At 44.8% G+C, this 14,004-nt stretch carries 11 protein-coding genes; 8 read left to right on the top strand and 3 right to left on the bottom strand.

Annotated features, from left to right (window positions below):
• Nucleotides 1-33: 33 nt before the first annotated feature.
• Both V7S65_RS05370 and V7S65_RS05365 read left to right on the top strand, forming a co-directional pair.
• Nucleotides 34-435, top strand: coding sequence for a nuclease A inhibitor family protein (locus V7S65_RS05370; RefSeq protein ID WP_336385954.1), 402 nt, complete (start codon nucleotides 34-36; stop codon nucleotides 433-435).
• A gap of 30 nt (nucleotides 436-465) precedes the next feature.
• Nucleotides 466-1,827, top strand: coding sequence for a DNA/RNA non-specific endonuclease (locus tag V7S65_RS05365; protein WP_336385955.1), 1,362 nt, complete (start codon nucleotides 466-468; stop codon nucleotides 1,825-1,827).
• Between the two features lie 72 nt (nucleotides 1,828-1,899).
• Here V7S65_RS05365 and V7S65_RS05360 read toward each other — a convergent pair whose 3' ends face one another.
• Both V7S65_RS05360 and V7S65_RS05355 read right to left on the bottom strand, forming a co-directional pair.
• A complete protein-coding gene (locus tag V7S65_RS05360; RefSeq protein ID WP_111578586.1) occupies nucleotides 1,900-2,655 on the bottom strand; it encodes an SDR family oxidoreductase in 756 nt (251 codons plus the stop codon).
• Nucleotides 2,656-2,725: 70 nt separating this feature from the next.
• Nucleotides 2,726-3,106 carry a helix-turn-helix domain-containing protein gene (locus V7S65_RS05355; protein WP_079467858.1) on the bottom strand — a complete coding sequence of 127 codons (381 nt, stop codon included), beginning with the start codon at nucleotides 3,104-3,106 and terminating at the stop codon, nucleotides 2,726-2,728.
• Between the two features lie 126 nt (nucleotides 3,107-3,232).
• Between V7S65_RS05355 and V7S65_RS05350 the strand changes: the two genes are divergently transcribed.
• Nucleotides 3,233-4,720, top strand: coding sequence for a hypothetical protein (locus tag V7S65_RS05350; protein WP_336385956.1), 1,488 nt, complete (start codon nucleotides 3,233-3,235; stop codon nucleotides 4,718-4,720).
• Between the two features lie 238 nt (nucleotides 4,721-4,958).
• The gene (locus V7S65_RS05345; protein ID WP_336385957.1) at nucleotides 4,959-5,126 is read left to right on the top strand and encodes a hypothetical protein; all 168 of its coding nucleotides are present in this window, start codon (nucleotides 4,959-4,961) and stop codon (nucleotides 5,124-5,126) included.
• 39 nt (nucleotides 5,127-5,165) lie between these two features.
• On the opposite strand, the gene V7S65_RS05340 is transcribed toward V7S65_RS05345, so the two are convergent.
• Entirely contained in the window at nucleotides 5,166-7,226 is a 2,061-nt protein-coding gene (locus V7S65_RS05340) for a tetratricopeptide repeat-containing sensor histidine kinase (protein ID WP_336385958.1), read from the bottom strand.
• Between the two features lie 119 nt (nucleotides 7,227-7,345).
• Between V7S65_RS05340 and V7S65_RS05335 the strand changes: the two genes are divergently transcribed.
• The 4 genes from V7S65_RS05335 to V7S65_RS05320 all read left to right on the top strand — a co-directional run bounded on the left by V7S65_RS05335 (nucleotide 7,346) and on the right by V7S65_RS05320 (nucleotide 13,999).
• Nucleotides 7,346-7,942, top strand: a complete 597-nt coding sequence (locus V7S65_RS05335) for an RNA polymerase sigma factor (RefSeq protein WP_336385959.1) — start codon at nucleotides 7,346-7,348, stop codon at nucleotides 7,940-7,942.
• Nucleotides 7,943-8,030: 88 nt separating this feature from the next.
• Nucleotides 8,031-9,029, top strand: coding sequence for a FecR family protein (locus V7S65_RS05330; RefSeq protein ID WP_336385960.1), 999 nt, complete (start codon nucleotides 8,031-8,033; stop codon nucleotides 9,027-9,029).
• 304 nt (nucleotides 9,030-9,333) lie between these two features.
• Nucleotides 9,334-12,591, top strand: a complete 3,258-nt coding sequence (locus V7S65_RS05325; protein WP_336385961.1) for a SusC/RagA family TonB-linked outer membrane protein — start codon at nucleotides 9,334-9,336, stop codon at nucleotides 12,589-12,591.
• A 19-nt stretch (nucleotides 12,592-12,610) separates the two neighbouring features.
• Nucleotides 12,611-13,999 (top strand): RagB/SusD family nutrient uptake outer membrane protein, encoded by a 1,389-nt coding sequence (locus V7S65_RS05320; protein WP_336385962.1) that lies wholly within the window; start codon nucleotides 12,611-12,613, stop codon nucleotides 13,997-13,999.
• Nucleotides 14,000-14,004: the final 5 nt, after the last annotated feature.

Genomic DNA, 14,004 nt, shown 5'->3' with positions numbered 1-14,004 from the left:
AAAATATGCAGAGATAATTTCTAATTTCATTCCATGGAAAACATTGCTTTGTTAAAACAGCTAACCGATAAAACAGCCGGCATTTTATACTTTAGTGAGTCCGAGTATCCACTAACCATAGAGCAATGGGGCGTTTTGCCGCCCGCTGATGTGCATGGTAAAATAGCGGCATTGCATCATGTTTCACCGGATGTTTTGAGATCCGTGGAAGAAGAAGCATTTTTTAGCCATATCACCGCAGCAGCTGATCCAAATGACGCACCGATTGTTGCCAACGCACAAAAGTTTAAAGCACTCCGGCAATTCCTCCGGGAAAACCTTACGAATATCCAGATAACCCGTGTAGAAGCAGGAGCCAGTATTCCTGTTTACATCACCGGACACCAGGCAGACGGCACCTGCATAGCATTGACTACAACAGCGATAGAATCCTAAGCAATCCGATAATCCATAAAAACCTGCATTATGAAACCCTTCATCAGGCATATCCTTGTTATATGCTTTGGCGGTGTATTGTTCACTTCCTGTAAAAAGGAAGCAACTATCCAACCCCAGGAAACTCTTCCTTCACAACGTAAGGCGACCACAGAACTGACTACCCTGCTGACAGAAAATTTCGAATCCGGCAGTAAAACGGCGTATGCAAGTGGTACGGTAACCTTGTCCAGCGGCTCCTGGACACTGGACGACGCCCTGATTGGCACCCTGTCTGCCGATCTGAAAAATGGTACCAAATCAGTACGTATCAGGAACACCGGTACATTAACGACCAACTTTAATATCGCCGGCGGAGCAGGCTCTGTTACCGTTACGGTTCATCACGGCAGCTATGGGTCGGATGGTAACAGCGACTGGCAGTTATGGACTTCCGGTGATAATGGAGGAAGCTGGCAACAGCAGGGCAGCAACGTTACTACTTCCGGTAACCTGCAGGCGGCTACTTTTACTTTTACCGCTGGCGCCAGTCTGCGGATCAGCATCCGGAAAGTTTCCGGTGGCTCAAACAGGATTAACATCGATGATATTTCCATTACGACCGGCGATGGCGGCAGCAATCCGCCTCCTGCAGCGGGAGACAACGACAATATGTTACTGGGCAACCCAAGCAACGCGCTGGCAGATATCTCTTCAGAAAATAATTACCTGATGGTAAAAACTTACTATGCGCTATCATATAGCCGTAGCCGTGGTACCCCCAATTGGGTAAGCTGGCACATACAATCATCCGATCTGGGTTCTGTTTCCCGCAGCGATGATTTCAGGGCAGACAACACGTTGCCCGCCGGATGGTACCAGGTACAGAACAGCAGCTACAGCGGCTCAGGATTTGACCGTGGCCACAACTGCCCTTCCGGTGACAGGACATCCACCACCGAAGCCAACTCCGCGACCTTCCTCATGACGAATATGATGCCGCAGGCGCCTAATAACAACCAGCAGACATGGGCCAACCTGGAAAACTATACCCGCAGCCTTGTTAACGCCGGCAATGAGGTATACGTGATCGATGGTAATTATGGCCAGGGCGGCACCGGCTCCCTGGGCGGTGTTACCAATACCATCAACAATGGGAATGTAACAGTTCCGGCCAATATCTGGAAGGTTGTAGTGGTACTGCCTGCAGGCAACAATGACCTGAGCAGGATTAACGGGGCAACCCGGGTGATTGCGGTGAATACACCCAACACCAACAGTATTAACTCCGACTGGACCCAATACAGGACAACCGTACGTGATATTGAAAATGCCACTGGTTACAACCTCTTATCAAGTCTGCGCGTAAGCTTACAGGATAGCCTGGAAACGAAGATCGATAACCAGCAATAAAGATAACAGCTACATAAAAAAGGGCAACAGAAGACTCAAGCTCCTATTGCCCTTAACCCCTTACCTACTCTACTAACGCGTCGTATATCCTCCATTGGCAAAAATGGTTTGCCCGGTAATCCACCAGCCATCTGTAACTAAAAACTCAACCAGCGGAGCGATATCTTTGATATCCGTAAGTCCGCCCAATGCGGAAGCCGCTTTATGATAAGCCACTGCCTCTGTGCTTTCCTGCCCGTAAAAAAACGGGGTATCCATTGGTCCGGGCGCTACAGCCGATACCGAAATACCACGGACACCAAACTCTTTGGATGCGGCACGGGTAAAGTCTTCCACCGGCGCTTTCATTCCGGCATAAGTAGAATAGTACCCGGTAAATGCCGCCAGCAGGGAGGTAACGATGGTACATATCTTACCATTACCATTCAATTTTTTCCCGGCTTCCTGAATAAAGAAATATGCTACTTTGGAGTTAATGTCCGACATACTGTCGTACTCCGCTTCGGTGGTGTCTACATACGGCTTCTTCAAAACCTTACCAACGGTGTTAATGGCAATGTCTATTCCGCCAAATTTATCAATGGCTTCATCAAAGAATTTAGCAATGTTATTTACATCAGTGAGGTCAGCCTGAAACAGGAATGCTTCAGCTCCTAAAGCTTCTACATCAGCCAGTGTTTTTTCTGCATCAGCTTTGGTACTCCCGCTGTTGTAGTGGATTGCCAGTTTTGCTCCTTTCGCTGCAAAATTACGGCTTAATAGTCCTCCCAGGTTTTTCGCTCCACCCGCGATCAAAACCACTTTTCCATTTAAATCGTTTCTTGCCATATTAATTGTTTTAATTACGGCAAAGGTCTGTATGCTAAATAGGTTTATCGTGGTGAACTTTTCGGAAGTTTCAACCTGGCAGATTATTTTTCCGCCATTGATCCGGTGTCAACCGTACATATTTTTTGAAGAATTTTGAGAAATTGGAAGGATCGTAAGTCAGGGTCATAGCGATATGTGCAATAGAAGCGTCTGTTTCCTGCAAAAGTTGTTTGGCCTTTTCTATAATTTTCTGATCATAGAAATGACAGGGATGAGCGCCCATTGTTTGCTTGATGGTATCAGTCAGGTGCTTGTGTGAAACGCATAATTCAGAAGCGATTTCATTCAGCTCCATCATTTCTGTTACTCTCCCCTGTACCAGGTCATCAATGTGTTTGTCTAAAAACACAAAGTACTGACTGGTTATTTCCTCACTCCTTTTTATCCGCTTATTACCAGTATCAGCCATTATCACTTTTTTACAAATTTAATATCTAAAGATTAGATATCCATACCAAACATTTTTTGGGTAATCGCAACTATTAAACTAGTTTAGGTCAATAGTTCATCGGCGATACTTAATAGTTTGACAGTTATGAAAAAACATCTGGTTATTTTACTTGGCATACTTTCCTTGTCTTCAGTGGTCGCAGCACAGCAACCCAAAATGGCTCCCACCCAGTCTCTTTCTATAAAAGACCTGGAAAATGCTTTCTATGCCGGTGAGAAGGTAAAAGAATACCTGGTAAAAAAGGGTTTTAAAACAGACCGTATCCTGAACAATAATGATTACAACGAAGACACTGTCGTAACCAGCAACGGAAAAGGCGATAAGATCCTCCTGGTTTATTATTACGGTCGTGTCACGATGTTACTTTTCCAAACCAGTGCTCTATTAACAGCCAAAAAAGTGTTGAGCAGTGCGCCGCCCCGCTACCAGTTGGCCGACAGCGTAGAACTGGCTAAGGGCCCTGATGCCAAAACATTCTTCCAGAAAAGATATGCTTACCTGGAAAAACGGAATACACCAACATCTCCTACTCCTCCACCACCTTATCCGGATGCAAGGTTTGTTTTTTGTTTTACCAACCCATCTGAAGGAAATGAAAAAAAACAGTACACTATTCATTTCTGGCAAACAAAAACAACAGTAAACGCAGGCGACATAGTGGAAATGTCGAATCAACAGAACCGGCCGCCGGAGATCAGCACCTATGAGTATGACCGTTTCCAGATCGATTCACTTAAAGTGGACCGGTATATACATCCCACCAAAATCAATCCCATTGCTCCCGGTGTACCCGGCCAGATGAATGAATTCATTCTTCAACATATCTTTAATGATCATTACCTGCCGCTTCAATTCCTGGATTACTCCGGGGTGCAATCAATTTTCATAAGCCCCAACAATGAAAAACAACGTTCATTGGAATATCAATTTAATACTGCCGGGCAACTGACGGCTGTTCTGTTAAAAAGACAGCAACCTTCCACTGAAAGAGATTGGGAACAATATATTCCTTTCGATGCAGAGGCGTATTCACTGGTTACTATCGATAACAAACCTGCAGATTTTGGTTTTGATACCCGGACGCATGCCATAGCATACGAACAAACCATTCCTGTTAAAGCAGGCAATGTTTCCCTGGATTATAACATGGACACTGTTATCGCATACAGCCCTAACTGGTTAAGGGTTTATAAAATGCTTAACAAAACCTTTTTTCTGATTGAAGAATACCATCTTTCACCCGAAAGTTACCGGAACAAAAAATTAAATACGGGACATAAATTTACACTGGAGGAAAAAGACGGAAATGTATATTATTCCTGCTATCAGACTGAAAAAGACCGCGCCATATTTAAGCGCCGCTATTCCAACACCAAATGGGAGCTGCCCTTAACCATCTTCGATTATGATGCCAATCGCGCGGACTACAGCCGTTTATTTGAAAGTTACCGACAAAAAGAGCCGGGGCAGATTGTAAAAGAAACCAGGCAAAACGGAACTTATACTTATACCATCGGGCAGTCTCATCTGAAAGAGTTAACGGATTGTAAGGTGATGTATAGAGCGTATTAGGGCAAAAGATCATTTTGGTTATCTTTGCCAACATCTTTTGATAAATGCACCCATGAAAAAAGAATTCGACGCCTTGTAGCACCAATTGTGTTTACAAGTGAAAAAAAACAAATGTCTGAAAGAGACAACCCATCGCAGGACTTATAACCTGGTTAGAAAAGAAACGTACACCATTTGCCCAAGATGCCGCTGGCATCCCACTTTTTGGCGATGGTGCGGGGACAATCCCTTTATCTGCATGACATATAAAGATGATGGAACCAACAAGCCTTACGCATCCAGATTTAAAAATCATCCCAACTGGAAAATTGTTTCAAAAAACAAGAAACAGTGGATGAAAAAAAGATTCCTGGAAAACCGTACGATCAGGCCCGATGGCAGCCTGCTGATCCAGTACGGCTGGTAAAACCGCTAACGCCCTGCAATTAACACTGTAGGGCTTTTTTTATCTTCTTTTCGGTAGCTCCACATAAAAAGTGGTACCGGCACCGGCGTTACTTTCAAACCAGATCTTACCTTCATGCGCTTCTACAATCTGCCGGGAAATAGCTAGTCCTAAACCAAAAGACTGCTCTCCCGAAGTACCCTGCCTCTTGGCATCTGTAAACATACTGAAAACCTTGTTCCTTAAATTCTCAGGTATTCCTATGCCATGATCGGCTACGCTGATCAGAACAGCATCCTGCTGGTCGACCAGGGCTACATTGATTACAGATCCTTCGGGGCTGAATTTCATTGCATTTACAACTATATTGCTGATCACCCTCCAGATCTTTTCCCTGTTTATAGGGATCACTATTTCTTCGGTATGCAATGTGATCATTTGGTTCTTCTCACTTGATTTGAACTTTAACAGGTCAATACAATAACGAAGCAGGGTGTGTATTTCAACAGGCTCTTTTGTCAGGCCTTCTGCGGTGATATTCATATTCAGCAGGTCGGCTATCATGTCCAGGGAATGAAGACTGGAAGTTTTCATCAGCCCAAGCATTTCCCTGTCTGCTGGCTGCAACTCTTCATTTTCAAGTAGCAGCGTGGCGATGCTGACGGCGGCGGCTATTGGATTTCTCAGGTCGTGTGCAACGATCTTCATGATACGGGTGTTTTCCTGCTGACTTTGTTCCAGCGATCCAAGCGCCATTTGCAACTGTTCATTTTTCTGAGCCAGCTTATTGTTGAGCTCTTTGGAACGTCTCAGGCTATACCATACCCCTGCGAGGATAACGACCACCATGATAGAAAAAACCACAAACCCGGTCAGATAGCCGGTTTTCAGCTCATTATCTTTTTTTAACAGGGCCAGTTTATATTGCTGCTCCGTGTCTTTGAAGATAGCATCCATGTCAATATCCCTTAACCCGGCACTGACCTTGCTAACAGAGTCCTGCGCCCTTTGAAATTTCTTTATAAATGGATAGGCCAGTTGATACTGCCCGGTTTTATCAAAATAATTCCATTTTACTTTATACCATCTCTGGCGAAGATTTTCATTTGTCGGGTTGTTCCCCTCTTTGCCCAGGTATGCTTCCAGCTGATCCAGCAGTTCGCCTGCCTCTTTGAAGCATTTCTGCTTCACGTAAAGCCCTGCCAGCTTCAGCTTTGCCGTTTGGGCATCCTGGAAATCATGATCCGGGTTACTGTTAACGGTGATACTCTCTTTTAAATAGTGTTCCGCTTCCTTGTCCTGATGCTGTTCGGCATAAACACCACCAAGGTTGCCGTAGATCACCCCACGGGAGGTTTCAATAAAGTTTTTTCTCTCAGGATATTTATGGGCATTCTGGTCAATAAATGCCAGTCCTTTTTGATAATAATAAATCGCACTATCAGGCATGCCCGCCAGTTCATACGCCAGTGCAATGGCGGTTAATGTGCTTTGCCTGAATGAGAAGTACTTATTGAACCTGTCATCGGTTTTACAGGTCGCATTTTCACTAAGCGCCTGTATCAGATAGGGAATGGCTTTTAAATATTGTCCCTGACTATACCTGACCAGCCCCAGCTTGCCCGTAAATTCAAAATAACTGCAGCTGTCCAGGTGCTGATGCGCGAAGGTTCTCCCGTCATAATAGTATTTAAAGGCCTCTGCATATCTTCTTTCTGCCAACAACACATGCCCTTTGGCGAAAATGGCATTGGCATATTCAGTTTTATATCTTTCTTCATTACCCTTTAAGATAAAAGTCATGCTATCTGCATTCAACCGGGCTTTTTTCAGGTTAAAATCATAGTTCAGGTAGAAATTGACCTTATGGTTATACTTCTCCCACTGATCAATGGGCCCGGGGGCAGGAATTTGCTGAAAAGCAGAGTCAAGGTAATGGATGGACTCCTGGACTTTGCCCACATTTAACAGGTCATTTGTGCTGTCGAGAATGGCCTCCACCAGTTTTGGATGATCCGGGACTTCCCGGGCAGGCTCCTCCCTGCAGGAACTCAGCCAGCAGGTAACCAGGACCGACACCTGCAGCAACAGGGAATAACAACCGGTGGTTTTTACGGACATGGGACGATTTAAAGGGTGATGCTTCCTACAATTTAACAAATTGACGGGAAATAAGATCACTACCGGGAAATGAGCCCTTTATACCCCGAAAATTTATGGTTAATATGTTAACTTTGTGTATGCAAAACAGAGAATTAGGGGAGGATAAATCGCTGTTATTAAAAGTAGCTGGTGGTGATCAACGAGCATTTCGCCTAATTTTCGATGCCTATAGCAACCGGGTGTTTACTTACGCCTTCAGGTACCTGAAATCAAAAGAACTTTCTGAAGAAATTGTACAGGAAGTATTTGTAAAGATCTGGGTAAAAAGAGATGGCTTACCTGAAATAGGCAATTTTGGGGGATTTATCAGAACCGTTACCAATAATCTCACCTTAGACGCCCTGAGAAAACGGGCCCTGGATTACAAAACCATCAATGAAGGTAAACACAAATGGTCTGACCAGGACAATGCCACCGAAGAGGATATCATGCTCAAAGACTCTCGGGCTTATATGGCTATGGCAATAGATCAGCTGCCCAAACAGCAGAAACTCGTTTATCAAATGTGCTACATAGAAGGACTAAAACAAAAAGATATAGCAAAAAAACTTAATATCTCCCCTTTAACCGTAAAGGTGCATCTCAGGGAAGCTGTAAAAACATTAAAAGCACATCTTAAGGATGGTAATTCCCTGCCCCTGATCTCGCTGGTGCTGCTCGGGATATGTAAATAATTATTTTTTTTCTCCCCCTACTCCTTTTCCAATTTTGGTTCGTCAGATATTATAAAGGGCTTTGAACAACCTGTTCAACAAGAGTTTTATGAAAAAAGAGCGAATCGAATATTTGATTAAGAAATATGCCGGCAACACCATCACCAGTGCTGAAGAGGCCGAACTTATGCAATTCATAGGGCATAAGGACAATGATCTTAATGAAATAAGGGCTTTGATGGAGGAAACCTGGGATGACAGCACAGAGCCATTAGTGTTGGATAATCAGGCCGCCGACCGGATTTTTGAACAGGTAATAAAATCAGACCAGCCCTCCCGGATGCGATGGCTCCGGCCCTGGATGGGCTGGGCGGCAGCATTTATCCTGCTCTGTTTCGGAACCACTTTCTTTTATCCAAAGTATTCCGGCCAACAAAACACCGCTGATCGTTTCCCCGTGGTAAATGCCATTGCCAGATCAGAACATAAAAAGATCATACTACCAGACGGAAGCACTGTTATACTGAACAACAATAGTACACTCGAATATCCTGAAAAATTTACCGGACCCACCAGAACAGTGACGCTGAAAGGCGAAGGCTACTTTGATATTCTGCACAATCCGGTCAGCCCGTTTATTGTACAATCAGGAAAACTGAAAACAACCGTATTAGGCACCGCCTTTAACATAAAAGCGCTGAATGGCAACGATGAGATTATCGTAACAGTGACCAGGGGCAGGGTCAGCGTGGCCGATGAGCATAAAGTATTGGGGATCCTTGAACCCAATGAACAAATGGTTTTTCATACCGGCGACAAGAAGCCCGACCTGGTTAAAGTGCAGGCGAAAGAAATAGTGCAATGGCAGCAAAACGACCTGTTTTTTGAGAATATTACGATGGAAGAAGCAGCCGCCGTACTTTCTCAAAGGTTCAATACCAGGATCACCTTCTTAAATGACCAGGGAAAAAACTGCCGCTTTACAGCCACCTTCCTGAAAGGGGAAAGTCTTGATGAAATCATTAAAGTCATTACATCCTTTAACGATGCAGAATATAAAACTTTGCCAGGGGAAATTATAATCTCCGGAAAAAATTGCAATAACTAACAATCAATAACCAACCAACTTACGAATCAACCAATTATCAGGCTGCCAGTCGGCAATTAATCATTATTAACCAAAAGATGAGGAAAGAATTATATCACCTGCGCATTTGATAGAAACTCCCTGTCGCTAAACAGGGAGCTGTAATTGTTTTGCTTCAACGCTAATTGGAGCAAATTGTTAAACAATTTGGAGAATCATTTAAACATTTAAAATTATGAAATTTTCTGCACAACCAGCAGAGGGAGGAAAAGTCTGTCCTGACCTTTCTACTTTTAATAACTCACGATACATAATTCGTCAGATTATGCGTTTAAGCTTGATTACAGCTATTATCACTTTTGCAACGGTTCAACTGATATCGGCGACGCCTGGTAACGGGCAGGGCACCTCCAGGGTAGAAGTGATGGTAGAACTCCATAACGAGTCCGTTTTTTCAGCCATTAAAAAGATAGAACAGCAAACTGATTTCCGGTTTGTATACCGCGATAAAGATCTGGCCGGCCTTAAAGACTTTAATCTCCCACTCGGGAAACGCTCTGTCAGAGAGCTATTAGACCTGCTCTTTGATGCTAAAGATTTCCGGATAACAGAGCTAAACAACAAGATCCTGATTTCCCCGGCAGAGAAAAACCCTGCCGGAACTGCACAGGATATCCGGGTGATGGGAATTGTGATGGATGAAAGCGGAGACCCGATACCCGGTGTTACCGTGCGGGTAAAAAACAACAACAGCCTCAGTACAGCTACCGATCAGAATGGCCATTTTAATATCACCATTCCGGAAACCGGCAGCAGGTCACTTCTTTTTAGCTATATCGGTTATAAAACCCAGGAAATTGACCTGGGAAACCAAACCTCTGTAAGAGTAGTGCTTTCACCGCTTGCAGGCAGTTTGAATGAGGTAGTAGTGATCGGTTACGGCACCTCTACCCGTAAAGACCTGACCGGCTCCATCGCAAGGGTGAACTCAAAAACCATACAGGACCAGCCTGTTGGCAATGTGATCAATGCCCTGCAAGGCAGGATGGCCGGCGTTGAAGTATCCCAGTCCAATGGATTACCTGGTTCAGGCACTTCCATCAAAATACGCGGACAGTACTCTATCAATAGTGGTGTGGAACCACTGTACGTGATAGATGGTGTTCCTTTCAATTTTAGTTTAAGCGTTTACCAAACAGGCTCCAATGGTACCGTAAACCCGCTGAACAGCCTGAATCCCGGTGATATTGAGAGTATAGATGTATTGAAAGACGGAGATGCTACGGCCATTTACGGCGCCAGAGGAGGCAACGGCGTTATTCTGATCACTACTAAAAAAGGGAAAGCCGGTAAAACCAAACTGGATCTCAACCTGAGTTCCGGCATCGGGAAAGTAGGCAATAAAATAGACATGCTGAATGGCGAACAGTATTTAGCCCTCCGTAAAGAAGCCTTTGCCAATGACAAGGTAACACCCACTACGGCCAATGCCCCTGATTTAACCACCTGGAGCCAGACTAAGTTCAGAAACTGGCAGGATGACCTGCTGGGCGGCACCGCGCGCTACACGGATGCACAGGGAACATTGAGCGGCGGCAACGAGGATACCCATTTTGCCTTTAGTAGCGGTTATCATCATGAGGGCACTGTTTTCCCCGGAAGTTTTGCGGAAGACAGGATCTCAGCAAGACTGAACATTGACCATACTTCAAAAGACAGAAGATTTTATGCGTTAATATCTGCCGCCTATTCTTATGATAAAAACAATTTGCCAACAAGAGATCTAAGCAGTTATTATAATCTTCCTCCTAACTATGATCCTTATACTTCTACCGGGGCATTCAACTTCTCCCCGCTTATACAGTATAATCCATATGCCCTGTTGGCACAGAAATACAAGGCGGCCACAGCAAACCTGATCGGCAACATGAGCCTGAGATACAGGATTCTTCCGGGATTGAGCCTGAAAGCAAACCTGGGCTATACTTCTCTTAATTTTGACCAGAATGCGCAGTTCCCATCTTCAACACTTAATCCGTCGTACTTTGCGGCTGTAAGCAATGCTGTGTTTGGCGCCACTTCCGCAAGATCCTATATTGCAGAACCCCAGCTGGAATACATTAAAGATCTTGGAAAAGGTAAACTGACGGCGCTACTGGGTAGCACTTTTCAATCCAATACCAGCATCACCAACACCACTACCGGTAACAACTACAGCAACGATGCCTTATTGGGTAGTATGGCGGCAGCAGGAACGCTTTCTGCGAGAACCGCCTACGATAATTATAATTTCAGCTCTGTTTTTGGAAGAATCACTTACAACTGGCAGGGTAAATATATTCTGAATGCTACCATGAGAAGAGATGGTTCCTCCCGTTTTGGCCTGAACAATGAATTTGGAAACTTCGGTGCAATAGGCGCCGCGTGGGTATTCTCAGAAGAGCCGTTTGTGAAAGATCAGTTCTCCTTTTTAAGCTTTGGTAAATTACGCGGCAGTTATGGTGTTACAGGCAATGATCAAATCCCCAATTATCAGAACCTGTCTACCTATACGGCCAGCGGATCTACCAGCGGATATCAGGGAATAACGGTACAAAATCCGTCAAGGCTCGCCAACCCGGATATCAAATGGGAAAGTAACAAAAAAGCAGAACTGGCACTGGAACTGGGTTTCCTGAAAGACAGGATACAGTTCACTGCTGCCGCATACCGGAATACGGTAGGTAACCAGCTGTTGTATATTTCAACGCCCGGACAAGTGGGCTTTACAAGCTATCTGGGGAACTTCCCTGCCACCATCCAGGCGCAGGGACTCGAGTTTGAGCTGAATACAAAAAACATTGAAAGAAATGATTTCAGGTGGTCCACTTCATTCAATTTCACCATCAACAAATCAAAGATCTCCAAATTCGATAACCTCGCCAGTTTGAGCTTCTATGCCAATCAGTTTATGGTAGGCTATCCCGTGCCGTTTAGCAGGCAATACATTTTTAACGGGATAGATCCCAATACCGGGATAGTTACCTATCAAACTGCCAATCCAAATGGCATCCCCTCTTACCTGGTGGATCAGCAGCCAACGCCTATTGGCAATCCATACTATGGCGGTTTAAGTAATAATTTTACCTATAAGCGCTTTGAATTAGGCTTCTTCTTCCAGTTCAAACATCAGAATGGATATATCAATGGCGTAGCAGGATCTCTCGGCTCTATGAACAACCAGAACACCACTACACTGGACCATTGGAAACAGCCGAAAGACAATACGCAGTTTGGCGCACCAACTGCCAATTCAAGCAATCCGGCATATAATGCTTACAGCTTCTATTATAACAGCTCCACCGCATTTTATGGCGATGCGTCCTGGCTAAAGCTGAAGAATGTGAACCTGGCTTATAATTTCCCAAAACGTTGGATTACGGCTGCAAAACTGGCTAATCTGAGAGTATATGCCCAGGCACAAAATGTTTTTACGATATCGAAATACAAAAATGTATTTGATCCTGAAATGGGAGCTGGTCAAGGGGGACCAGGAATGCCGGCACTGCGTACTATTGTTTTTGGTTTGAATGCTTCTTTCTAACACTAAACCTGACATCAACATGAAATTACTTTCCATACATAAGATCTGCCTGGTTGTAATACCGGGAGTGTTGCTCTCCACCGCTTCCTGTAAAAAATTTATTGAGGTAGATGTACCGATTGACCAGGTGAGCGCTGATAAAGCTTTCCTCAATGATGCAACAGCGCTGAGTTCTGTTCTGGGCCTGTACGCCAACGGTAACCTGCTGCCCGCCAGCGGAAGCACGGAAAACTCTTTACTGGGTGCTGCCACCGCCCTCGGCGGCGCAGCGGCGGATGATATCTACCTGAGTTCCGCTACTTACCTGGACGAGTTTAAAACCAATACCATCTCTACCTCCAGCGGATATGTAAACAATACCTGGAACTACGCCTATGCGGTTATTTTTGCGGCTAATTCAGCTATTGAAGGACTCAACAGCTCTACTGGTGTATCTCCTGCGGTGAAGCAGCAATTGCTTGGTGAAACGTATTTTATGCGCGCCTTCACTTATTTCTATCTCACTAATTTATATGGAGATGTACCAAAGGTAACCAGCACTGCAAATAGCGTGAATTTAACATTGCCCAGGGCGCCACAGGCAGAAATATATGAGATGATCATCAGCGACCTGAAAATCGCGCAAAACAACCTGGCAGATGCATATCCGTCCGCACAACGGGCCAGGGCCAACAAAGCCGCCGCCACTGCGCTTCTTTCACGGGTGTATTTATACATCAAAGATTACGCAAATGCGGAGGCGCAGGCAACAACGGTGATCAATAACAGCGCTTATAAACTGGAAAGCCTGGACAGTGCTTTCCTGAATACCAGCAACGAAGTGATCTGGCAACGTTTTACTTTTTACGGCTACTCTATTTTCGGCCGTAATTTTGTTCCGTCAGGCACCACGCCTAACTATGTGATTTATCCAACACTGGCTGCCAGCTTTGAATCTGACGATCAGCGCATGGCTAAGTGGCTTAAACCACTTCCGATAGGTAATATTACCTATTACTATCCTTATAAGTACAAGCTACGTGACGCCACTGCCGGAAATGAATTTAATGTACTGCTTCGTTTGGCAGAACAATACCTGATCCGGGCAGAAGCCAGGGCGCAACTCGGTAAAGTAACCGGGGCAGGTAGTGCAGCAGAAGATCTGAATATAGTAAGAACCCGTGCAGGTCTTACCGGTACAACAGCCAACACCCAAAGCACCATGCTGCTGGCAATTGAAAAAGAACGGGCGCATGAACTGTTTGCTGAACTGGGCCACCGCCTGTTCGATTTAAGAAGAACGGGCAGGGCTGACGCTGTTCTTGGTCCGCAAAAACCAACCTGGAAGTCCACCGCTGTGTTGTTCCCGGTACCGGCCAATCAGATTTTATACAATAAAAATCTTACTCAAAATCAAGGTTACAACTAATCCGA

This window comes from Chitinophaga sp. CCNWYY40 (genome assembly GCF_037483205.1).
In the GTDB taxonomy this organism is placed as follows: Bacteria; Bacteroidota; Bacteroidia; order Chitinophagales; family Chitinophagaceae; genus Chitinophaga; species Chitinophaga ginsengisegetis.
Note: the sequence above shows the minus strand (reverse complement) of the source record. Positions and strands in the feature narration are given on the sequence as shown.

Bases quoted from the DNA above. Each gene is read 5' to 3' on its own strand.
- V7S65_RS05370 (WP_336385954.1), top strand. From the start codon at position 34: ATGGAAAACATTGCTTTGTTAAAACAGCTAACCGATAAAACAGCCGGC.
- V7S65_RS05365 (WP_336385955.1), top strand. From the start codon at position 466: ATGAAACCCTTCATCAGGCATATCCTTGTTATATGCTTTGGCGGTGTA.
- V7S65_RS05360 (WP_111578586.1), bottom strand. From the start codon at position 2,655: ATGGCAAGAAACGATTTAAATGGAAAAGTGGTTTTGATCGCGGGTGGA.
- V7S65_RS05355 (WP_079467858.1), bottom strand. From the start codon at position 3,106: ATGGCTGATACTGGTAATAAGCGGATAAAAAGGAGTGAGGAAATAACC.
- V7S65_RS05350 (WP_336385956.1), top strand. From the start codon at position 3,233: ATGAAAAAACATCTGGTTATTTTACTTGGCATACTTTCCTTGTCTTCA.
- V7S65_RS05345 (WP_336385957.1), top strand. From the start codon at position 4,959: ATGACATATAAAGATGATGGAACCAACAAGCCTTACGCATCCAGATTT.
- V7S65_RS05340 (WP_336385958.1), bottom strand. From the start codon at position 7,226: ATGTCCGTAAAAACCACCGGTTGTTATTCCCTGTTGCTGCAGGTGTCG.
- V7S65_RS05335 (WP_336385959.1), top strand. From the start codon at position 7,346: ATGCAAAACAGAGAATTAGGGGAGGATAAATCGCTGTTATTAAAAGTA.
- V7S65_RS05330 (WP_336385960.1), top strand. From the start codon at position 8,031: ATGAAAAAAGAGCGAATCGAATATTTGATTAAGAAATATGCCGGCAAC.
- V7S65_RS05325 (WP_336385961.1), top strand. From the start codon at position 9,334: ATGCGTTTAAGCTTGATTACAGCTATTATCACTTTTGCAACGGTTCAA.
- V7S65_RS05320 (WP_336385962.1), top strand. From the start codon at position 12,611: ATGAAATTACTTTCCATACATAAGATCTGCCTGGTTGTAATACCGGGA.